General features: G+C 57.9%; 18 protein-coding genes. 9 read left to right on the top strand and 9 right to left on the bottom strand.

Features of this window, described 5'->3' with window-relative positions; genetic code table 11:
* The first annotated feature begins 203 nt into the window (after positions 1–203).
* From M5J09_RS00660 to M5J09_RS00640, 5 genes are all read left to right on the top strand, one after another.
* On the top strand, positions 204–1,253 hold the full coding sequence (locus M5J09_RS00660) for an extracellular solute-binding protein (protein ID WP_222114859.1): 1,050 nt from the start codon (positions 204–206) through the stop codon (positions 1,251–1,253).
* A 96-nt stretch (positions 1,254–1,349) separates the two neighbouring features.
* Positions 1,350–2,393 carry an ABC transporter ATP-binding protein gene (locus M5J09_RS00655; RefSeq protein WP_144790373.1) on the top strand — a complete coding sequence of 348 codons (1,044 nt, stop codon included), beginning with the start codon at positions 1,350–1,352 and terminating at the stop codon, positions 2,391–2,393.
* An 11-nt stretch (positions 2,394–2,404) separates the two neighbouring features.
* Entirely contained in the window at positions 2,405–4,204 is a 1,800-nt protein-coding gene (locus M5J09_RS00650; protein WP_144790371.1) for an iron ABC transporter permease, read from the top strand.
* Positions 4,204–5,067, top strand: a complete 864-nt coding sequence (locus M5J09_RS00645; RefSeq protein WP_144790369.1) for a glycerophosphodiester phosphodiesterase family protein — start codon at positions 4,204–4,206, stop codon at positions 5,065–5,067. Before M5J09_RS00650 ends, M5J09_RS00645 begins: the two co-directional genes overlap by 1 nt.
* 82 nt (positions 5,068–5,149) lie before the next feature.
* Entirely contained in the window at positions 5,150–6,202 is a 1,053-nt protein-coding gene (locus M5J09_RS00640) for a LacI family DNA-binding transcriptional regulator (protein WP_144790367.1), read from the top strand.
* On the opposite strand, the gene galT is transcribed toward M5J09_RS00640, so the two are convergent.
* The 5 genes from galT to M5J09_RS00615 all read right to left on the bottom strand — a co-directional run bounded on the left by galT (position 6,199) and on the right by M5J09_RS00615 (position 12,738).
* The gene (gene galT / locus M5J09_RS00635) at positions 6,199–7,314 is read right to left on the bottom strand and encodes a galactose-1-phosphate uridylyltransferase (RefSeq protein WP_144790365.1); all 1,116 of its coding nucleotides are present in this window, start codon (positions 7,312–7,314) and stop codon (positions 6,199–6,201) included. The two genes, M5J09_RS00640 and galT, sit on opposite strands and share 4 nt — an antisense overlap.
* Before the next feature lie 205 nt (positions 7,315–7,519).
* Positions 7,520–9,193, bottom strand: coding sequence for a glycerophosphodiester phosphodiesterase family protein (locus M5J09_RS00630; protein WP_257156640.1), 1,674 nt, complete (start codon positions 9,191–9,193; stop codon positions 7,520–7,522).
* 218 nt (positions 9,194–9,411) lie between these two features.
* Entirely contained in the window at positions 9,412–9,768 is a 357-nt protein-coding gene (locus M5J09_RS00625; RefSeq protein WP_144790476.1) for a DUF3239 domain-containing protein, read from the bottom strand.
* Between the two features lie 94 nt (positions 9,769–9,862).
* A complete protein-coding gene (locus M5J09_RS00620) occupies positions 9,863–10,585 on the bottom strand; it encodes a hypothetical protein (protein WP_144790361.1) in 723 nt (240 codons plus the stop codon).
* 98 nt (positions 10,586–10,683) lie between these two features.
* Entirely contained in the window at positions 10,684–12,738 is a 2,055-nt protein-coding gene (locus M5J09_RS00615) for a choice-of-anchor I family protein (protein ID WP_257156639.1), read from the bottom strand.
* 176 nt (positions 12,739–12,914) lie between these two features.
* Here M5J09_RS00615 and ilvA point away from each other — a divergent pair, with 176 nt between their 5' ends.
* The 4 genes from ilvA to M5J09_RS00595 all read left to right on the top strand — a co-directional run bounded on the left by ilvA (position 12,915) and on the right by M5J09_RS00595 (position 15,538).
* Positions 12,915–14,198, top strand: coding sequence for a threonine ammonia-lyase IlvA (ilvA, locus tag M5J09_RS00610; protein WP_257156638.1), 1,284 nt, complete (start codon positions 12,915–12,917; stop codon positions 14,196–14,198).
* Positions 14,198–14,842, top strand: coding sequence for a YigZ family protein (locus M5J09_RS00605; RefSeq protein WP_257156637.1), 645 nt, complete (start codon positions 14,198–14,200; stop codon positions 14,840–14,842). Before ilvA ends, M5J09_RS00605 begins: the two co-directional genes overlap by 1 nt.
* 64 nt (positions 14,843–14,906) lie before the next feature.
* Positions 14,907–15,143 (top strand): hypothetical protein, encoded by a 237-nt coding sequence (locus M5J09_RS00600; protein ID WP_144790355.1) that lies wholly within the window; start codon positions 14,907–14,909, stop codon positions 15,141–15,143.
* A gap of 8 nt (positions 15,144–15,151) precedes the next feature.
* Entirely contained in the window at positions 15,152–15,538 is a 387-nt protein-coding gene (locus M5J09_RS00595) for an RNA-binding S4 domain-containing protein (protein WP_042531490.1), read from the top strand.
* 4 nt (positions 15,539–15,542) lie between these two features.
* Here M5J09_RS00595 and M5J09_RS00590 read toward each other — a convergent pair whose 3' ends face one another.
* The 4 genes from M5J09_RS00590 to glgX form a co-directional block, all read right to left on the bottom strand.
* Positions 15,543–16,541 carry a GTP pyrophosphokinase family protein gene (locus M5J09_RS00590; protein ID WP_257156636.1) on the bottom strand — a complete coding sequence of 333 codons (999 nt, stop codon included), beginning with the start codon at positions 16,539–16,541 and terminating at the stop codon, positions 15,543–15,545.
* A gap of 51 nt (positions 16,542–16,592) precedes the next feature.
* Positions 16,593–17,201, bottom strand: coding sequence for a hypothetical protein (locus M5J09_RS00585; protein ID WP_257156635.1), 609 nt, complete (start codon positions 17,199–17,201; stop codon positions 16,593–16,595).
* Positions 17,202–17,323: 122 nt separating this feature from the next.
* Positions 17,324–18,697, bottom strand: coding sequence for an exonuclease domain-containing protein (locus M5J09_RS00580; RefSeq protein WP_257156634.1), 1,374 nt, complete (start codon positions 18,695–18,697; stop codon positions 17,324–17,326).
* A gap of 43 nt (positions 18,698–18,740) precedes the next feature.
* Positions 18,741–20,969 (bottom strand): glycogen debranching protein GlgX, encoded by a 2,229-nt coding sequence (gene glgX, locus M5J09_RS00575; protein ID WP_257156633.1) that lies wholly within the window; start codon positions 20,967–20,969, stop codon positions 18,741–18,743.
* Positions 20,970–21,024 lie beyond the last annotated feature (55 nt).

Below are 21,024 nucleotides of genomic sequence, written 5' to 3'. Positions count from 1 at the left end.
GTTCATGTTATAGCGACAGCTTGCGATTCAAGTAATGAAAGCGCTTCCAAAAATTTTCGCCAGGTTAAGTTACTCGTAACCGAAATTTTACCACCAGGGTGAATTATGTCCGATGAAAGCGCGTTCACGGGTGATTCGGAGTTCCCGCTTCGAACGAGGACCGCTTCCTGATCCCACTTAGTTTTCATCGAAAGGCCATCTTCGTGAATCGCACATCTATCTTGAAGAAAGCAGCCGCGCTGATCACTTCGGCTGCCGTCGCTATCTCCCTAACGGCCTGCAGCTCGTCCTCTGAAGGCGGCTCGAACGATCCGCTCGTCATCTACTCCAATTCCGTTTCCGACGGCCGCGGTGAGTGGCTCTCTGAGAAGGCGGCTGAGGCCGGCTTCACGGTTGAGTTTGTGAACCTCGGCGGTGGTGAAATTCAAGACCGCCTCGTTGCTGAAAAAGCCAACCCGATGGCTGACGTGGTCTTCGGTTTGAACAATGTCTTCTTTGAGCATCTGAAAGCTGATGGGGTCCTAGAACCGTACAAGCCAGATTGGTCTAACAAGGTTGAGGCGGGTCTCGGCGATGATGAGCAGTACTGGCCGATCGTGCGCGAGCCAATCATGCTCGTTTATAACGATGCGGCATTCACCGAAGCAGACGCTCCAAAGGACTGGACTGACCTGTGGGAGCAAGATCGCTTCCACAACCGCTATGAGGTTCCGTCTGGTCTTGGCGGAGCAACTACGCAGATGGTGCTTTCCGGTATCCTCTCCCGCTATCTCGACGAAACAGGCGACTTGGGTGTGTCCGACGAGGGATGGAACGCAATCGAAGCCTACTTCAACAACGGTGTGAAGTCCGTGAAGGGTACTGACCTTTACGCCCGCATGAAGGCCGATGAAGTTGACGCTGGTCAGATGTGGCTGGCAGGCAAGGCGAACCGCGAGAAGGAGTACGGTATCGAAACCAGCGCTGTTCACCCTGCGATTGGTGTGCCGATGGCGACCCAGCACATTGCAAAGGTAGCAGGTAGTGACAACGCCAAGGCCGAGGAGTTCATCAACTGGTTCGGTTCGGGCGAAATTCAAGCTGCGTGGTCAAACGAGTTCTTCACAGCTCCCGTGAACAAGGATGCCCTCGCTGGGGCTAACCAAGATGCTGTTCAGCAGACTGATTCTTTCAAGGCCCAGGACATTGATTGGCCGACTGTAGCGAAGAACCTTCCGTCTTGGATTGAAAAGATCGAGCTGCAGTACCTGTAAGGTCCGCCCGAACCACGATCTGGCTTAAAGCCTCGTTTCCTGAAGACGAGGCTTTTATTCTGAAAAACTTTCCTACAAGCCACTTCGGAGATCCCAATGATCAAGTTTGACCACATCAAGGTTGTCTATGGCGACTTTGTTGCAATCCCTGACTTCAACCTCGACGTCCACGAGGGTGAGTTCTTCACTTTCCTTGGCCCTTCCGGATGCGGTAAATCCACCGCACTTCGCGCACTTGCAGGCTTTATTACACCGTCTTCAGGAACGATTGCGATTGACGGTAAGAATGTAACTTACGCTCACCCGTCAAAACGCGGGATTGGTATGGTGTTTCAAAACTACGCGCTGTTCCCGTCGATGAATGTGCGCGACAACATTGAATTCGGCCTCAAAATGGCCAAATTGCCGAAGGGTGAGATTTCAGAACGGGCCACCAGAGCGGCGCGGCAAGTATCCCTCACGGACGAGCAACTAGGTAAGCAAATTTCTGAGCTATCCGGGGGCCAGCAGCAGCGCGTTGCTATCGCGCGAGCCCTGGTCATGGAACCAAGTATTCTGCTCCTCGACGAGCCGTTGTCGAACCTCGACGCGCGCCTTCGAAAGCAGCTGCGTATCCAGCTGAAGGACATCCAGTCCGAGGTGGGGATCACCACGGTCTACGTCACCCACGACCAAGAAGAAGCCCTTTCGATGTCCGACCGCATCGCTGTGCTGAACGAGGGGCGCATCGAACAGGTTGGCACCCCACGCGAACTATATGAAGAATCGGCAACGGAGTTTGTCTGCACCTTCCTCGGGCAGGTTAATGGGCTCAGCGAAGCTCAGATTGCTGAGCTGAATAACCAAGGAGCGCACCTCTCTCCGTCGCACACGCACTATATCCGGCCAGAGCGACTGACGATCCAACCTGCTGAAGCTCAGTCGAGTGCCGGCGGCGCCCTACGACTCCCAGCGACAGTTGTTGGCGAAAGCTACCTGGGTGACCACTCCGTTCTCGAGGTCAACGCGCTCGGCGCTCCCTTGCGGGTTAACGTGTCGGGGCCAATCCCGCAGAACATCGTAGGCCGCGAAGTCACGCTGCTGCTAGAAGACTCATCCATTAACAGCTTCGACGCAGACGGTCGCCGGGTAGCGAAGTAGGAGATGAACCGATGAATAAAAACCTTTTATCGATTCGCTCGATGTTGAAGTCCCCCCTCAACATCGTGGTTCTCATCGTGATGGCATACGTTCTTATCACCTTCTTGATCTGGCCGAACCTCTCACTCCTACTGGGAGTGTTCAGACAGAACGGCGAATGGAGTTTAGACGTTTTTTCCAAGCTGTTTGCTTCCGAGCGTGCGATGAAGTCGCTTCGAAACTCAATCATTCTCGCATTCGCGCTCTGCATCACGGTGAACGTGGTCGGCATCTTTATCGTTCTCGTCACCCGCTACTTTGACATCAAGGGCTCCCGGATTCTATTTCTCGGATTCGCTACGCCGCTGCTTTACGGCGGTGTCGTTATGGTTGCGGCTTACAACTTGATTTACGGTTCGAACGGCTACCTGACTAACGCGGTGGCGAGGATCTTTCCTGAGATGGGCACCAACTGGTTTAAAGGTGCACTCGCGGTCATTTTGGTCATGACCTTCTCTGGGACTGGAAGTCACCTGCTCTTTCTTTCTGACTCGATTTCGAAGATTGACTACCAGACCATTGAAGCGTCGAAACAGATGGGCGCCTCGACATGGCAAACATTCAGAGCGGTTGTTCTACCAGTCCTTCGACCCATGGTGTTCGCCATCACGATTCTTACATTCCTTGGAGGCCTTGGAGCTCTCACCGCCCCTTTGATCCTTGGCGGAGAGAACTTCCAGACGATATCGCCGATGATTCTGACCTTCTCTCGGACTGTCAGTTCTCGCGACCTTGCTGCGACGCTAGCTATGTTCCTGGGCATCATGACGATCATCATGCTGGCGATACTTAACCGTGCCGAAAAGGGCGGAACTTACTTTTCTGTGTCTAAAGTTCCGGTTGCGCTTCAGAAACAGAAGATTGACAACCCAGTGGTGAATGCCATTGTCCACTTCCTCGCGTGGCTCCTCTGGCTGATCTATGTCACACCGCCCGTACTAATCTTCATTTTCTCGTTCACTAATGCTTCGGCGATTAGCAGCGGTCAGATTCGCTTTGCAGATTTCACGCTGAGCAACTACGCACGCATCTTCACGGATCCCGCCGCCATCAAACCGTTCGCTATCTCGATCGCGTACTCCGCGGTTGCTTCAGTGGTGGTTGTTTTCGCGATGCTTTTTGTCGCACGCTTGATCCAGCGACACCGCAATACTGTGACAATCTGGCTCGAGTACCTCTTGCACATCCCTTGGTTGCTGCCGGGAACGATGATCGCATTGGGTCTCCTGCTTACCTTCAGCACACCGCAGCCACTGGTGTTCGGGCAGGTTCTTTCTGGCACGGTGATTCTGTTGGCAATCGGTTACGTAATCGAGAAAATTCCATTTACGCTCAGGATGCTGAAGGCCTCTTACACAGGTGTTCCCGACAATCTCGAGGAAGCTGGGTCACTGCTTGGAGCTAGCGAGTTCAATATTTTCAGGAAGATCCTTTTGCCAATCGTATTGCCTGTCGCTGCGGCAATCACTGCTCGAAATTTCAATGCGTTGTTGGACAACTACGACACCGCAATCTTCCTTGCGCACCCGTTCTACCAGCCGTTAGGCATTTTCATCTACAACGCAACTGAGTCGGACACCTTGAATGATACGACTGCGCTCACGTTTGTTTACACGGTGCTCCTGATGATCATTTCTAGCTTGGTGCTTTACTCGGTTTACGGTCGCAGCAGCAAGCCGTCTCACGCCCGTCGCCGATTCGGATTGGGATGGCTGAGGAACATCTTCCGCCGTAGGGCGCTCCCGACTAAAATGAACGAGGTTATGAATTAATGGCATTCGATGTTATTGGTGATCCCGCCTATCAAGACATAAACCACCGCTTCTTGTCTGCAATCAGAGCTAAGAAACCACTGGTGGCTGTTCACCGAGGGCAGAACTCGGGCAGTATCGTTGAGAACACAGCCAAGGCAGTTCGGGCTGCGGTAGTCTCCGGGGCCGACATTGTGGAGATTGATGTTATCGAATCGACCGACGGTGATTTCTTCACGTTTCACAACGGCTACGAAGGTCACTACTTTGGGTTGGACCAAGACATCTTAACCCTGTCAACAGGGGAGCTGGAGCGCCTGCAATATGAAACTTTTGTTTTGGCCGAGGCTGAGAAGTGCGGGGTCGAAAAACTCGCGACCATTCTCGAGTCATCTTCGGATACGATAGTCAACATCGACCGGTCGTGGAATTACTGGCAGAGACTGTTGCCGTTCCTCGATAGTTTTCAATGCGCAGACCGGGTGCTGCTAAAAGCGCCAGTATCGATCCAGTGGTTAGAGGAGCTTGCCTCCCACCCGGTGAAGTATCCATTCATGCCGATTGTGAAAACGATCGAAGAAGTGGATCTCGTCCTTTCGCTTGGCGGGATCAACACTATGGCAATCGAGATTGTCGCGGAGAATGATGGCTCGGAGTTGGCATCTCCCGATCTTGCAAAGAATCTGCATGACGCGAATCTTTTGGTGCAGCTCAATGCACTGAACCTTCCGAACCGTGTTCCGCTATTTCTCGGTTGGGACGACGAAGTTTCGGTTCTGGATGAACCTGAAAAGGGTTGGGGTCTCCTTGTAGATCACGGCGCTGACATCATCCAGACCGATTGGCCGATGCTGCTCAACCGCTTCCTTTCATCGCGCAAATAGGGGAGGCTGAGTGGCATCGGTTGACGGCGGCAATTAGAATTGGCGCTTACCATTTCTCCGTCAGCTTTCCCGAGGCCGGTCAATGCAAAACACACGCAGCCACACAACGCGCATCACGATGGATGATGTGGCGCGCGTTGCGGGTGTTTCCCGCGCAACCGTGTCTCGAGTAATGACCGGGAATTCCTCGGTTAGCAAAGAAACGATCACCCGAGTAAACGATGCAATCTCTTCGTTAGGCTATGTGCCTAATGTTGCAGCTCAAACCTTAGCGGGACGCAAGAATGAGATTCCGACGGTGGGATTACTGCTTCGAAATCCCGCGAGCACCTACTACGGCTTCTTCTACTCGCAGCTTCAGCGCCAATCAGAAGAAGCTGGTTTCCAGCTCGTTGCTTCGGTGCCCACAATCAGAGGCCGCACCGCCGACGAGCTTTCGGCGCTCGACCGGATGCTAAAGCTCGGTGTCAACGGCATATTTCTTGCGACCGGCTCCATCCGCCCGTCAGACGTGGAACTTCTCCTTGATACTGTCCCGATGATTTCGATCGGGCGTCCGGAACTCCACGATGAGATTACAGCGATTTCTTACGACGAGGACGCGCATGGCGAGATAATGGCGAACAATGTTATCTATCATGGTCATCAGACTGTTTGTGTCGTGAATGTTCCCGCTGAGGTGTCTTCATCCGAGTCGCACAGGTCGCTAGCGATGATCCGAACTCTTCGAGAAGCAGGGGTGGACGTTGCAGTCGTTGATGCTGGGGGACACGGCAAACGGATGGCGACCATAAAACGGGTTCTCGAACTCGTCAGTTCCGGGCGCGCTACTTGCGTAATGTTTCCCGCAGACGACCGAGCTTTGCAGTTCATTGACTATTGCACTATGGCTGGCTTGAAAATTCCTGAAGCTGTCAGCGTTACTGGCGTGGATGGAGTGTTTCCGAGGTGGCAGGATCTCGGTCTAGCCACTCTTCGGCTGCCTGTTGAAGGGGTAGTGGCACGGGCCTCTCAGGTAATGGGTTCAAGATTGGAAAACCCGCGACAGCCCGTGGTTCATGAAACGCTAGTGGGCCATTTTGTGCCAGGGCGCACGCTGGCCACGGCTCATCAATTCTCAGGCGGCGGGCGCTAATCGGGAACGTATAGTTGTCGCATTTTACTGGCAACTGATTCGGGGGTGGTGTCGCTAACCCAAACCCCCATCCCGGATTCGCTGCCCGCCAGGTATTTCATCCGGCCGGGGGAGCGCATGAGAGAGAACAGCTGAAGATGCAGCCTGCCATCGTCTGGCGACTTAGCGGGTGCCTGGTTCCATGCCGCAATGTAGGGTGTCCGCTCAACGCCCTCAAAGAACATGTCGACTGCGCGGAACAGGGAGTCAAGTATGGCCGCGAGGTCATCCCGTTCCTCGGAGGTGAGATGGGGGAATGAGGGGACCGCTCGTTTTGCCATCACCATAATTTCGAGGGGCCATTTGGCAGCGGCGGGGGTGAACACGAGGAAGTGGGGGGTGTCGGCGATAACGCGATCGCCGGCATGGAGCTCAGCCGCGATGATCTCGTCGAAGAGCGATGTGCTCCGGCTCGACCGATGGGTGCGCGCCTGTTTCGCGATGGCCGCAGCACGAGGAGGCACGAACGGGTAAGAGTAAATCTGGCCGTGCGGGTGATGAAGAGTTACGCCAATCTCCTCGCCGCGATTCTCGAACGGGAACACCAAAGCGACATCATCGATGGCTTCCAACTCCTCCGTTCGCTGCGCCCACACGTCGATGAGGGCACGCTTTCTCGCCAGCGGGAGATCTTTGAATGAACCGTCTGCGTCTGGGGTGAAACACACGACCTCGCAGCGGCCGAGGGCAGGAGCGCGGTGGAAGAGCTCATTTCCGCCAACGTAGGGATCGTGGCCTTCCGCAAAGCCGAGGTGCATACTCAACGACGGAAACCGGTTCTCAAAAACCGTTATTTGGTAATCGTCTTCGGGAATTTCACTAGGATGCTGTCCCAGACGTGTAGGAGCCAGAGGGTCCTCGTTTGCGGGAGGCAAGAACGTGCGGTTCTGGCGATGTGCCGCGTAGATCGCCCAATCGCCGGTCAGAGGATCTCGGCGCATCCACGACTCAGTTTGCACGCGCGGCAAGTCGCGAAAATCGCTGGCGGTTCGTTCGGGGGTGCCTGGCTCGTCGAAATAGAGGAGCTCGCGGCCATCGGAAAGGTTGGTTCTGGTTACTCGTAGCTCGCCCATCTTTTTGGCCTTTCAGATTCGTCGGATGGCTGTCATTTATGTATTTGGTGGTGAGACCCCCGCTGAGTCTCACTCAGCGAACTTCGTGGTCTCATTGAAAACTGCTCCCCGGTAGTCGGTAACTGATTTCTCAGTCCAACTAATGGGGAGCAGTTCAGATTGCGGCGGGGGTCTGCGGAAACGGGGTTGAGATTCGAAACCCGACTTACATCGGAAGCATTGCGCGAATCTGATCCGCGGCGGTGTTGATCGCGCCGCCCAAGCCGGCGATCAAAGCGAAAACTACTGCGAACGCGCCGAGGAAGGTGCCGCCGATGAACAGCCCGGCGCTGCTACCGGCCCTCGATGAAGTGTCTTGCTTGACAGTAGGGTCAGCAACAGTGGTGGTCACAACGGTTGTTTTCGGCGCCGGCGCGGGCGGGATGACGGTGGTGACTACTGGTGCTGGTGCGGGTGCGGTTACAGTCGTAGCCGTTGGCACGACAAGGTCGGCCTGAACCCAGTCGACTGACATGTAGTCGGGATGGGTGAAAGTGAACTTGATGCGGTTGGTGCCCTTCTTCAAGTCGTACTTGCCCAAGCTAATTACCGTGAAGTGGCGGTTGTGGGTGGTATTCGGGGTTGCCACCACTCGGCGCTGCCCATCGCCGGTCTCCACCGTGACGGTGCCACCGGGCTCGGTGTCGGCGGACTGGCGCATGGTCAGCTCGTACTCGCCGTCCTTAGGAATATCGAAATCCAGTGCCCAGAACTCGTCTCGGATGTACTGGATGATCTGTGCCCCATCGAGGTTGCACGCGTCAATCGGATTGCCGGGATGGGCAACGGGAACCTTGCAATCGTTCTTCTCGTTGTCGTCCTTGAACCACGCCGGATCGTTCACGTAATCTTCGGCTTGGACTCGAATAGAACCTTCCTTCAGACCGTACTTGGTGATGTCCTCGCCGGAGCGCCAAGCGTAGATGGACTTTACATTGTCGGTCTGAATAATGTCTGCGCCACGGGCAACGTGGTAGCCCCAACCGGTAGCCGGATCGATGAGGGAGGCCTCGTCCGTGTGGCCACCGCCCACAGAGTTCCACATAGAGTTGGCGTAGATGGCGGCCTTGCCGTCTACCTTTTTCCAGAAATCGTCAGCACCTTGAGGGTCGGAATCGGAGTCCCAGGCGATTTCGAAAACGTCTGGCATGACACCGGCTTCGACAAACTTGTCAAAGTGGTCAGCTTCCTTGTCGTTGATAACGTGCATGTAATAGGCGTCAGGGTTCGCTTTCATAAACGCGACCGCTTCCTCGACGGTAGGGGATCCCTTGAAAAGGGCGTATTGGAGCATGTCCTCTTCCAGAATCTCCGTGAGCATTTGGTCGCGGTGCTCCCAACCCTTGTCAAGGTTGAGGAGCACATTCTTACCCTTCACCGCCGCGAGAACTTCCTTGAAGGTCGGTACCTGATATTCGGTTACAGGTGCGGGACCATTGCCCTGGTTCTGGCGCAGGCGCAGTTTCTTGATCTCCTCAAGAGTCATGTCCGCAACGTTGCCCGTTCCGTTTGTGGTGCGGTCGACAGTCTTATCGTGCATGAGGACGAGATGGCCATCCTTGGTGCTGCTGATGTCGATCTCCACAATGTCGGCACCGTCCTTGATAGCGTCGAGAATGCCGGGAATTGAATTTTCGGGATTGTCGCGCCACTGGCCGCGGTGGGCAGCGATCCACGGAGTCGGGGCAGGACCGTGTGGAAGGCGAATGCGGGAAACTGCGTCGTGCGACTGGACAATGGTGGATTCTGCGGCAACCGCCGCGACGCTAGTAATAGCGCCGATCTGAGATAGGCCGACCAGGATTGCGATTGAGCCTGAAAATTTGATGGAGTTTCTCACAGCGAACATTGAACCAAAGGGTGAAAGCGCTTTCAATCCGGAAGAGGATTCTATCCAGCTGTTCAGATTAAATTCTTCTGCTGTTCATCTGCATTACCGGGCGTTCACATGTTTCTTCGACCGGTCGAACATCAGCATCACAAACCCTGCTGCGATCCAGATGGCAAGCACCCTCCATGCGCCGCCGGCGCCGCCGTCGAAGAAGGTGAGCGAGCGGACTAGACCTCGACAAGCGAGTTCTTCGCAGCAATGACGAGCTCGGCGTCCTTGCGGGCCTTTTCCAGGCGCTGCCCCTGGTCCTGAGGGATCTCGGCGCGTGCGCGCGAAACCTCCTTGGTGTCCGGGGTGGCCCAGGCGATGGGCATCGGGGTGGTGACCTGCCAGGTGTTCTTGTCGCGGGTAGAGCGCTGCCCGCCAACGGCGACGACGGGGACTTTGGTGCCCACCGTGTCGTGGGTGTTGGGGATGCGCTTGACCACGCGGGACGTGAGCGCCCAGCGGGCGGGGCCGCGGTCGGAGGCGTTCATGTTCACCAGCGTGGTCAAGGTGAGGGTCGTCCCAACATTTTCGGTGATGACTGCGGGGGAGGAGCAGAGTCATCCACGGCTAACACAAGGGGAGGCGCTGCGGAGAAAGTCTCGCAGCGCCTCCCAGTGTTGACTCTGTGGCTTAGTTCGCAGCCTTTACGTCGGCCTTGTCGTTCTTCTTACTGTTGTCCCAGTAGAAGCCCATGCTCTTGAGGAAGGCGCGCAGGCCGTTCAGGATGGACGGGTCGAACTCAGCCGCGACGACCGCAACGCGGATCCCCGCGGAGAGCAGAGCCAAGGCGCCGACAACCCACGCGGAGATTTCCTTCGTTTTCTCCGTCGGGCGAGCAGACTGGACGAACTCAGGCATCTCGTCCCACTCTTTCTCCAGCTTCGCTTCCTTCTCCGTCTCAATGCACTCCGGCTTCTCCGGCATGCCTGAGGAGCCGTAGCCATTCAGCACGCCGTATGCCAGCTCCTGCGGGCCCATGAAGGACGACCCTGCAGTGCCGTCGGCGACGGCAGCCTCGTGGTCCTTACGCGCCTGGTTGACCTCATCCTTGCACTCCTGGGACAGCTCTGACGTGTTGGGGTGGCCAACACTTGACAAACCGCCGTCGAAGCCGGTGGTCTCCTTCGTCGGCTCTTCAGCCGGCTCCTGCCCAGCTTCCTGTGTGGAGGCGGCCTGGGAAGCATCGGCGGAAGCATCCTGGGAGACGGGTTCGGAGGAGGCGTCGGCAGCCGCGGCGGTCGCAGATGCGGTGGCCGATGCGGATGCGGAGGTGTCGTTGTCCGCCGCAGCCAGCGGGGTGACCAGCGCCAGCGTGGTGGCGCAGACGGTGACAAGGGATGTGGAAAGACGCATAGCGAGGGTTCTCCTTGTGAAGGGAAAAGGCAAATATGAAAAGGCTTCTCAGAAAGCTCATTACAATGTAGCAGCCCCTTCCCGTGGGTGGATAGGGCTTAGAGGAACTTCTCCAGCTGTGCACGCAGCGGAGCCGGGGCGAGGCTGAGTACGGTCTCGCGGACGCCCGGGACACGCAGAATGCCAATGGTTGCGGCCAGCGCGGCAATCACACCAATGGCGGAACCGGCGATGACACCGCCAGAAACCGAGCGGGAGCTGTTCTCCGCAGAGCCCTTGGAATCCTTGCCGCCCTGGGTGTCCTTGCTGTCGTCGTTTTGGTCAGAATTGCCCTGGTCGGTGCCGGCATCCTGATCGTCCTTGCCATCCTGATCGTCCTTGCCATCCTGATCGCCGCTGTTGTTGCCGGCGTCATCGGAGTTGGAGGCGTCCGGTTCTCCATCGGTGGAGCCAAGGAGGTCCTCGACGGAGTAGACAGTGGTGGTACCAGAAACCTCGTTGCCGACGATGAGCAGGTAATCACCATTTGGAGAGTCCGCCTTATCTACGAAAGCGAAGCCCTCAGGGCCGAGGTCACCGGCATCAGCAAACTCATCGGTGGAGAAGTCACGGTTGTTGACGTAGGTGACAAAGGAAGCGTTGGCGGGGTCGGTGACGTCGTAGACGAAGATGCCGCCGACACGCTCAGCACCAATGAAGGCGTAGGTGCGCTCGCCCACCTTGCCAATAACGAGGGCCTCCGGCTCGGGGCCCTTGTTGTCGGAGCGGTCATCGAATTCAGCCTCGTCATTGTTGGCGTTGTGGTGGAACACGCCCGGCTCGTTGAGCTCTGCCGTGATCTGCTCGAACTGAGCGCCGGAGTCGAAGACAACGGTGCCGTTTGCATCGTAGATGCTGAAGGAGCGGGAGCCGTAGGCGTACAGTTCGTCGAAGCAGCCCTTCTCCTCATTCCAGCCGGAGGCGTTGGTGAGCTTTAGGTTGCCGGCCTGCTTCTTGTCGGCGAGGTCTTCCAGGGAGACGTCGCCAAGCGCGCCCTCGCACACCTTGCCTTCCTCAACAAGGTCCCCGAGCTCCACCTCATCGGTGTAGACGCCGGAGCCGCCGTCCTTCTCCTTGACACCCCACTCGCGGGCGTCGCCCTCATTGGCGGTGGCGAAATAAGTCTGGCCACCCGCAGTGAAAGCACCGATGGAATCCGGCATGGACAGGCCCTTCACCGGAACCGTGCGGAGCTCAGCCTTGTCATCCTTGTTGGAGGTATCGAGCGGAACCGTGGAGTGATCAGCGATGTGTGCCGGCAGAATCTTCTCCACGGTGGCGGACTCGATATCGACGATGGAAATCGCATTGGCCTCCTGCAATGTCACGAATGCCTTGCCGTCCTGGGAGGAGATGTACTCAGGCTCGAAGTCGATGGAAGGCTTGGACTCGTGCGCGGACGGGCCGAAGACGCGCACGCCCTCCGGGAGGTCCTGTCCGTCAAAGTCCTTAAAGTCAGCAACGCGGGCATCAGCCTCGGTTGGGGCTTCGACGCTCTCTGGCAGCTTGATAACGGACACGGAGCCCTCCGGGTCCGTAGCGTAATCAGTACCTTCAGCGTTGAGCTCGTTGGAGGGCTCACCCTCGTTGGCCACGAGGGCGTAGCCGCCATCGGCAGTGATATGAACGTTATCCGGAAGAGCGCCGACGGTCACGCGGCCCAACTCTGCGGACTCCAGGTTCTCAGCCGCGACGTTGAAGAACAGCGCTTCGCCTTCCTCGGTCTTGTCGGCCTGCTGAACGGCGGCGACAGCCAGACCGTCAGGGCGAACAGCAACAGAGTTGATCTCTTTGCCTTCGCCTGCGGAAATCGAACCGATGCGAGTGAGGGTTGTCGGGTCGGAAGCATCGAGAACATCAATCTCACCGGCATGAGCATTGACGGTGAGGATGCGCTTGGTTGCTGGGTGGAAGGCCACGATTTCGGCAGCGGACTCCTTGTATACCCCCGACTCGTAGGTGCCAATCGGGGACACCTTGAGGCTGGCGTTGGCAACAGAGTGCTCAATAACGTTATCCACAATCTTGGCGGATGCTGCCGGGGCAGCCAGGCTGAGGCTGGTAGCGGTTGCGACGCACAGGGCAAGGGCGCGGCGGGAGACAGAGCGAGACATAGTAGGAGGCTCCTTGTGATGAGACGGAAAGATTCCGAACTACGGTACGTGCCGCTGTGTGCCGCTTTGAGGAACAGAACATGACGTCCGGGCAAGATCTGGGTGAACCTTCGGTGAACCGGTCGAGTGCTAGGTAATGCGCACTGTGCTAAGGGCAGCGCGTAGAATGAGCCACCATGACACGCACCCCGGAAGACTTCGAGCCAGTCCACGCCTCGGATATCCAGCTGGCCCAATCACGCATTAGCTCGGAGATCGCCCCGACCCCTCTGCAATACTGCCCGCGCCTGTCCCAGGAAACCGGGTATGAGGTCTACCTCAAACGTGAGGACCTGCAGGACGTTCGCTCCTACAAGATTCGCGGCGCCATCTACGGAATGTCCAACCTTGGTGAGAAGCAGCGCGCGCAGGGCATCGTCACGGCGTCGGCAGGCAACCATGCCCAAGGCGTGGCTTACGCCTGCCGGACCATGGGGATCCAAGGCAAGATTTACGTCCCGGAACCCACTCCGAAGCAGAAGCGCGACCGCATCCTCGTTCATGGTGGGGACTTCGTGGAGCTCGTCGTCACTGGCGCTAACTTTGATGAGGCAGCAGCTGCAGCACACGCAGATGCCGCGGAGCGTGGTGCGTTTTTCATCGAGCCTTTTGACTCCCGCGATACCGTCACCGGCCAGGGCACGGTCGCCGCTGAGATCGTGGCGCAGCTATCATCTTTGGGCAAGTCCCTCGACACCGTCGTGGTACCCGTCGGCGGTGGCGGTCTGATCTCCGGCATCACGTCGTATCTAGCGGACATGGCCCCTCGCACGGCAGTGGTGGGGATTGAGCCGGCCGGGGCGGCGTCACTCAGCGCAGCCTTTACAGCGGGCGAACCGGTGACGCTGGAAACCGTGGACCCATTTGTGGATGGTGCCGCTGTCAAACGCATAGGGGAGTTACCTTTTAAGGTTCTGGAAGCCAACCAGGGCCGCCTGCATTGGGATACCGTCTCCGAAGGTGCCGTGTGCACGGAACAGCTTGCGTTGTATCAGAACGAAGGAATCATTGCCGAGCCCGCCGGCGCACTGAGCGTCACCGGCTTGCGCACGCTCAACCTGCAACCGGGATCAACGGTGGTCTGCGTGATTTCCGGCGGCAACAATGACGTGCTGCGCTACGCTGAAATCATGGAGCGCTCTCTGGTGCACCGCGGGCTCAAGCACTACTTCCTCGTGAACTTCCCGCAGGAACCAGGTCAGCTGCGCCACTTCCTGCAGGATGTCCTTGGTCCGGAGGATGACATCACGTTGTTCGAGTATCTCAAGCGCAATAACCGCGAAACTGGTGCTGCACTCGTGGGCATTGAGTTAGGAACCGCGGCAGGTATCGATGGTTTGTTGGAGCGCATGGAAGAATCGAAGCTGAACTGCCAACAGCTGAAGCCAGGCACCCCCGAGTACGACTTCCTCGTTGCCTAATGCTGGAGAAATACCAACGTCCAGTCGCAGGGAAGACTGTCGAGCACGAGATTGAGATTAAGCGCTCCCGATTCATCACCCTTATCGGGCGGGTGACGGATGAGGACGAAGCCCGAGCGTTCATCGATTCCGCCCGGGACCGGTTCCCCGATGCCCGCCACCACTGCTCTGCCTACATCTACCACGTGGATGGTTCGAACCCGGTGGAGCGATCTTCTGATGACGGTGAGCCTTCCGGTACTGCGGGCAAGCCCATGCTGGACGTGCTTAAAGGGTCAGGTTTGCTGGACATTTGTGCTGTTGTGGTGCGCTATTTCGGCGGCATCAAGCTGGGCGCAGGAGGGCTTGTCCATGCATATGGCGGTGCAGTAAGCGAGACCATGGAACAAGTAACGCCCGTCACCCGGGCCCTTCGCGAGCTGTACACCCTTGAGGTTTCTCACGCCGATGCTGGGCGCCTCGAGGCGGACCTACGCAACCGCGGGGTGGACATCGTCGACACTGCCTACGGCCAGGCGGTGACGTTTACCGTGTCCGTCGCACCCGGCGGGGAAGAAGAACTCACCGCCACCCTGGCTGCCCTGACCCAGGGAGAGGTAGCCCCAAACGAAGCGGGCACAGCCTGGGTGGAACTCAGCGGTTAACTCGCAGTGCTACGAGCCCGAGCCCACGCCGCATGTAGGGCAGAGGGATTGTAGAATAAGCGCCATGACTATGCAGCGACGCCCCAATAACCCCATTGAGAAGCGCAAGCAAGCCGTGCGTACCCACGCACGGAACGGCGCAATTGCCGTTGTGGGTGGCGTCGGCGGAGGTATCCTCCTGGGATTGACCGTGGGGAGCTTTGCCACGTGGATGGTGCTTGGTCTCGTCATCGCCGTGGTGGGTGGCGCCTATAACTGGCTAAAGATCCAGAAGATCGTCAACGAAAACCACAACCTTTAAGCCTCCCTATGGCCATTCAGCCAGACGGCCGCCCAGTACGTATCGATGCCTGGGTCTGGTCTGTTCGCATGTTCAAGACCCGTTCCGAGGCTGCCACCGCAGTGCGCGCCGGGCACGTCAAACTTAACGGCAACGCCACCAAGCCAGCGCAGCAGGTCGTCCCTGGTGACCGCGTCCGCGTGTGGCGCAACCATCACGAGCATGACCTGGAAGTTCTTGCCACCGTGTCCAAGCGCGTGGGGGCTCCCGTAGCACGCACCTGCTACATCGACCACGCTCCGCCACCTCCGCCGAAGGAATTCCTTCCGTCAGTTCCGGTTCGCCCACGTGGCGCCGGACGCCCCACCAAGAAGGAACGCCGGCAGATGGATAAGTTCCGCGGTGGTTTCAGGTGACTACCTAGCGGGTGCTACGCAAAGCCTTAAGCCGGGCGTTCAAGCGGCGCTTGCGGTCGGAACGGTCGCCCGCTTCCGACGTGGCCTCAATGTGCTGGGGCCCAAATTTGTTGAGCAAGAGGTCATCAATAAGCCTGACCTGACCCGGGCGGAAGCGGTAGCGCATAGCGTCGTGTACGTGAGCGATGGCATCCTCATCCAGCAGCTCCTTGAGCTGGCTCAAACGGTTGATTCCGTTATTCTCCAGGAGCTCAGCGAGGAAGCGGTAGTGCTCTGAGCGGGAGCGTGGGAAACGATTTCCTAAGATGATGGCGAGCACGCCAGGCAACGTTTCCGCAGTGAGATCAATGTCCTTGTCAGTTTCGGTTCGCGGAGCCTTGAGCGCTGCGATTTCATCAAACTGTTGGTCGGCGAGCTCGATGAGACCAGCAGCGAGGGTAAAGAGGCGATCTACCTGCGGGGAAGGTGGGTTCGGTCCTTGCTTGTAGCGGATATCGTGCTCAAACTCGGCCCACGCGTGCTGCAGGACGGTGCGGATTTGCACTTCGAAAGTCCAGCCCACGTAGGGCACAAGCTCTTCGAGGGCTGCGGTGCTATCTTCAGTGACTGTGAGGACTAGGTGGTGGGAACCATAACCAAAACCACCGGAAATACGGGTTTCCGCAGCCTTGTCGACGGAACGCTTGACGTCAAACGTTTCCCCAAGGACAGCGAGAGCTTCGGGAATTACCGTGGAATGAAAAACATTGATGCGCACGCCGAGGACATCATGGATGTCTTCCCACGGCGAGGGGTACATGAGTTCACCGTTCTCACGCTTTTTCTTAGCCTTGGCCTTGAGTGAGGGCCACTGTTTCACGCGGGTGGCTACGCGGTCGAAGATAATGCCGGCGTCGTTGAGCAGTTCTTCAATGGTGTATCGGAAGTCTTGTGCCGCGGTGGGGTGGGCATGAATCCAGGAGTGGTATTGGTTGCTCAGGCGCGACATAGGTGATTCAGCCATTGGTATGAACACGACTCCTTTCAGTCACGAGAGGGATGTTGTGGAGGTGCTCTATACCTCCAGTGGAAAGCCGTTAGCCAATACTAGTGGCTGCGGGCTGAGAGTGGGTCTATGGCGCGGGCGCAGTTCGCATGCGCGGTCGGCGAGGTCAGCTGCTTTGTCATGTGAGACATCAACCAAGGCGTAGACCGTGTGTGTATCGGGCACTAGATACGTAATGCGCTGAGCTTGGGTGAGTCGCCTCAGGTGATTGTCCACTATAACGAACGTCTGTGGGTGAGCTAGCCAGGCAGACATTGTACAGCGCTGGGTGCGAACTTCCAGACCGCCATCTGCGCCGGGCAAGCTTTGTTCGGCCGGGCGGGTAAAGAAACGCAAGCCCTTGTCCGTGAGTGCGCGGCGCTGCAAATTTAGCGCGGCAGCATCCCACGCTTGGCGCACCGTAAGTCCCATGTCATCAAGCGAGCGCTGGCTTACTCGTTTCAGTGATGTTCCTTCGCCGTGCAGGATGGCCACCGACAGTGTTCGAGAGAGGTGGATGCTGGCAGGGGAATCACTAAAACCGTCATCACACAACTTCACGCCGTCGAGGTCCGTGCTGGGGCACAGGGCAGGAAGGAGGTGGTCGATATGCAGGGGCGTGGGCAGAGCAACGGTCATGGTGGTCTCCGATAAAGGTAGAACTAAGAATTTCTTACCCTTATTGGACTGGGATACACCGCCCCAGGTTCCCGCCCACGTGGAAAAACTTTTGCTGGATGCGTTGCCCCGGCGTGAGCGGTTTAGAAAGGCGGAGCTTCGTTCAGCTGAAGTTCTTCGAGTAGCTTGTCCGCAGGCCAGATCGCGATGTCTTGGCCCTTGGACTGCAGTTCCTCCGCACGCTTTTCCTTGGAGGTCTTGGTGGCCCATTGGCCGGCCACAAGAATGGTCGTCTTTTTCGTTACGTTCTTGCCCACTTGGCCGCCGCGCTCGGCAATCTTCGACCACAGCAACCCCTTGTCAAAGGGCTCGAAGTCACCGGTGAGAGTCACGTGCTGGCCAAACAATGCGCCATCAGGGTCAGCGTCGGGGTTCGGATCCGGAATCGTGTCTGGGGTGGACACCGATTGCCACGGAGCAGGGCCGCGGCGCTCGGTGGAACCGGAGTTCTTTTTTGCAGAGCGGGAGGAAGCTCCAGCCATGCGAGTGTTCTCACGGAAATCAGTGCCTGCACCCAAATCAGCGGCGGACAGTGGTGCGGTGTTGGCGCGCAGGACGGGGATGATGGATTCTTCGCTCATAGTGCCTAGGGCGAACTCGCGGGTAGAGAACAGATCCTCAATAGGGCCGGAGTGGCCGAATAGGCGAGCAAGCGCACTGACAATTTCGCCAGCTGCGCGGGCGTCCGCGGTGGCCTCATGGTGGTGGAACTCAGCCGAACCGATGCATGAGGCAACGGTCGGTAGCTTGTGATTGGCCACGTCGATGACACCGGCACGGGAGGCATCACGGGCTAGTGCTAGGGAGCATGCCAGGCGGACTTTCGGAACAGCGGCCTCCGCCTTTTTCAGTCCACTGCGCAGGGCAGTGGAATCGAACTGTGCGTTGTGGGCCACCAACGTGTCCGAGCCGAGGAATTCGAAGAGCTCAGCGGCAGCATCCGCGAAGGACGAGGCATCGGCCACGTCCTCGGCAGTGATGCCGTGGATACCCACGTTGACCTCATCGAAGTGTTCTAAGCCCGGAGGGGGCGTGCACAGCCACGTGCGAGATTCAGTTTCTTCACCGTCACGGAAGCGAACCGCTCCAATCTGGCAGACAGAACCCCAGTTGTCGTTGGCCGTCTCCACGTCGACGGCGGTGAAGTCTAATCCGCGAACTCCTTCACTGGCGGTTGGCGCCTCACCACGCAGTGCAGCCTCGACTGCACGTGTGAAAGCCTGCGCATCCTGACCAGGGGCGAAACGAATGATAGCGAGGTCAGTGTCTCCTGCATCACGTATCACGACCTGCCCAAAGCCCGTCGCCGTTGGTGCCGTGCACTCCACGCTCGTGGCATCCGCCAGCGACATTTCCTCGCGGGATGCAGCACCAAGTGACGCCGCAAGCTGCGAGCGGTGGAAAGTAAGGGCATCGGCGGTGACGTCGATGACGGCACCGTGGGCGGTGTAGGACACGAATTCCTTTCAGGATGTGGGTTTGACGGCGTGTAGCGCCAGTTTAGTTCTCAGCAGAATCGTCAGAGCCAACAGTCTCCGCAGCCTCATCGGTTTCATCGAAGACGGGTGGCTCGGTTTGGCGCAGGATGAGCGTCGAGCGCGGCTGGACCATGATGGTTCCTTCGGCGTCGATAAGCTTCTCCTCGTCCGGGTAACCACCGGAGTCGGACGTGTCCACGATGAGACGCCAGCTGGCACCCAAATCCTTGGTGGGAAGGGTGAACTCGATGTCTTCGTGGTGAGCATTGAAGATCATGATGAAAGAATCATCCGTGATGCGCTCGCCGCGAGCAGTGGTTTCCGTAATAGCATTGCCGTTGAGGTAGACCATGAGGGCCTTGCCAAACTCGAAGTCCCAGTCGCCCGGGGTCATAAGCTTGCCGGACGGCACGAGCCACGCAATATCACGATCCTTCACATCGGAACCGAAGGGGCCACCGGCCAGGAAGCGCTGGCGACGGAAGACCGGGTGGTTCTTGCGGATGTTGATCAGGCGCTTAGTGAAGCCGTGCATGGCGGCATTCTTTTCCTGGTCCAGCATGGACCAGTCAATCCAGGAAATCTCGTTGTCCTGGCAGTACACGTTGTTGTTGCCATCCTGTGTACGGCCTAGCTCATCACCGTGGCAGAGCATCGGGGTGCCTTGGGACAGGAGCAGCGTCGTGAGGAAGTTACGAATCTGACGGCGACGAAGCTGCTTGATTTCCTCGTCATCCGTGGGGCCCTCCACACCGTGGTTCCATGACCTGTTGTGGGACTCACCATCACGGTTGTCTTCCCCGTTCGCGTCATTGTGCTTCTCGTTATAGGTCACCAAGTCACGCAGAGTGAAGCCATCGTGCGCGGTGATGAAGTTAATAGACGCGGTGGGGCGGCGGCCATTGTTGGCGTAGAGGTCCGAGGAACCAGTCAGGCGGGACGCGAATTCACCCATGGTGGATGGTTCACCGCGCCAGAAATCGCGGACGGTGTCGCGGTACTTGCCGTTCCACTCGCTCCAGATCGGCGGGAAGTTACCCACCTGGTAGCCGTTGTGGCCAACATCCCACGGCTCGGCGATGAGTTTCACCTTGGAGACCACTGGGTCCTGCTGAACCAGGTCGAAGAAGGTGGCCAGCTTGTCCACGTCATCAAGTTCGCGCGCGAGGGTGGATGCCAAGTCGAAGCGGAAGCCGTCGACGCGCATCTCCTCGACCCAGTAGCGCAGGGAATCCATGATGAGCTGCAGCGAGTGCGGGTGACGCACGTTGAGAGAGTTACCGGTGCCGGTGTAATCCATGTAGTGCTCGGGGTTGTCATCCACCAAGCGGTAGTAGGCGTGGTTGTCAATGCCGCGGAAGGCAATGGTGGGGCCCATGTGGTTACCCTCAGCAGTGTGGTTGTACACCACGTCAAGGATGACTTCGATGCCGGCCTCGTGGAAGGCGCGAACCATGGCCTTGAATTCTGCGACGACCTCACCGGGCTTCTTGGCGTAGGCATAGTCTGCGTGTGGGGCGAAGAAACCGAAGGTGTTATAGCCCCAGTAGTTGCGCAGGTCTAGTTGGCGCAGACGGTCATCCTGGAGGAATTGGTGAACCGGCAGAAGCTCTACCGCGGTGACACCGAGGTCTTTGAAGTAGTTGATGATGGCTGGGTGTGCCATGCCGGCGTAGGTTCCACGCAGTTCTTCGGGGACGTCTGGGTGGGACATCGTCATGCCCTTGACGTGGGCTTCGTAGATGATGGTCTCGTTGTCGGGGGTGTGCGGGCGGTTGTCGCCGTGCCACTCGAAGAAGGGGTTGATGACCACCGAGAGCATGGTGTGACCGAGCGAGTCCTCCTCGTTGCGGCCGGTGCCGGGCTCAGAGGCGTAGATATCGTAGGAGTACAGGGAGGCATCCCCGTCGAAGTCTCCGTCGAATGCGCGGGCGTAGGGGTCCACGAGGAGCTTGGAGGGGTCACAGCGCAGACCGCGCTCAGGCTCGTAGGGCCCGTGGACGCGGTACCCATAGCGCTGGCCTGGGGTGACATTGGGGAGGTAAGCGTGCCAGACGTGCGCGGTGATCTCGGTGAGTTCAACGCGCTCCTCGGTGCCATCTTGATCGATGAGGCACAGCTCGACCTTTTCTGCTGCTTCGGAAAAGATTGCAAAGTTGGTTCCGGCTCCATCGAAGGTGGAACCGAGGGGTGATGGGGAACCAGGCCACACCTGGCGAGAATGTAGTGCTTCAGCACGGGTGTCAGTCATGGCGTTCAGCTTAGTCATATTTGACGAAAGGGATCGTCAAGCGCGGGGAACACAG

The organism is Corynebacterium sp. BF-R-2 (assembly GCF_024586525.1).
GTDB lineage: Bacteria > Actinomycetota > Actinomycetes > Mycobacteriales > Mycobacteriaceae > Corynebacterium > Corynebacterium singulare.
This window is presented reverse-complemented; position numbering and strand designations above follow the sequence as displayed.

Excerpts from the sequence above, each read along its gene's own strand:
- M5J09_RS00655 (WP_144790373.1), top strand. The coding sequence starts at position 1,350 with ATGATCAAGTTTGACCACATCAAGGTTGTCTATGGCGACTTTGTTGCA.
- M5J09_RS00650 (WP_144790371.1), top strand. The coding sequence starts at position 2,405 with ATGAATAAAAACCTTTTATCGATTCGCTCGATGTTGAAGTCCCCCCTC.
- M5J09_RS00645 (WP_144790369.1), top strand. The coding sequence starts at position 4,204 with ATGGCATTCGATGTTATTGGTGATCCCGCCTATCAAGACATAAACCAC.
- M5J09_RS00640 (WP_144790367.1), top strand. The coding sequence starts at position 5,150 with ATGCAAAACACACGCAGCCACACAACGCGCATCACGATGGATGATGTG.
- galT (WP_144790365.1), bottom strand. The coding sequence starts at position 7,314 with ATGGGCGAGCTACGAGTAACCAGAACCAACCTTTCCGATGGCCGCGAG.
- M5J09_RS00620 (WP_144790361.1), bottom strand. The coding sequence starts at position 10,585 with ATGCGTCTTTCCACATCCCTTGTCACCGTCTGCGCCACCACGCTGGCG.
- M5J09_RS00615 (WP_257156639.1), bottom strand. The coding sequence starts at position 12,738 with ATGTCTCGCTCTGTCTCCCGCCGCGCCCTTGCCCTGTGCGTCGCAACC.
- ilvA (WP_257156638.1), top strand. The coding sequence starts at position 12,915 with ATGACACGCACCCCGGAAGACTTCGAGCCAGTCCACGCCTCGGATATC.
- M5J09_RS00605 (WP_257156637.1), top strand. The coding sequence starts at position 14,198 with ATGCTGGAGAAATACCAACGTCCAGTCGCAGGGAAGACTGTCGAGCAC.
- M5J09_RS00600 (WP_144790355.1), top strand. The coding sequence starts at position 14,907 with ATGACTATGCAGCGACGCCCCAATAACCCCATTGAGAAGCGCAAGCAA.
- M5J09_RS00595 (WP_042531490.1), top strand. The coding sequence starts at position 15,152 with ATGGCCATTCAGCCAGACGGCCGCCCAGTACGTATCGATGCCTGGGTC.
- M5J09_RS00590 (WP_257156636.1), bottom strand. The coding sequence starts at position 16,541 with ATGGCTGAATCACCTATGTCGCGCCTGAGCAACCAATACCACTCCTGG.
- M5J09_RS00585 (WP_257156635.1), bottom strand. The coding sequence starts at position 17,201 with ATGACCGTTGCTCTGCCCACGCCCCTGCATATCGACCACCTCCTTCCT.
- glgX (WP_257156633.1), bottom strand. The coding sequence starts at position 20,969 with ATGACTGACACCCGTGCTGAAGCACTACATTCTCGCCAGGTGTGGCCT.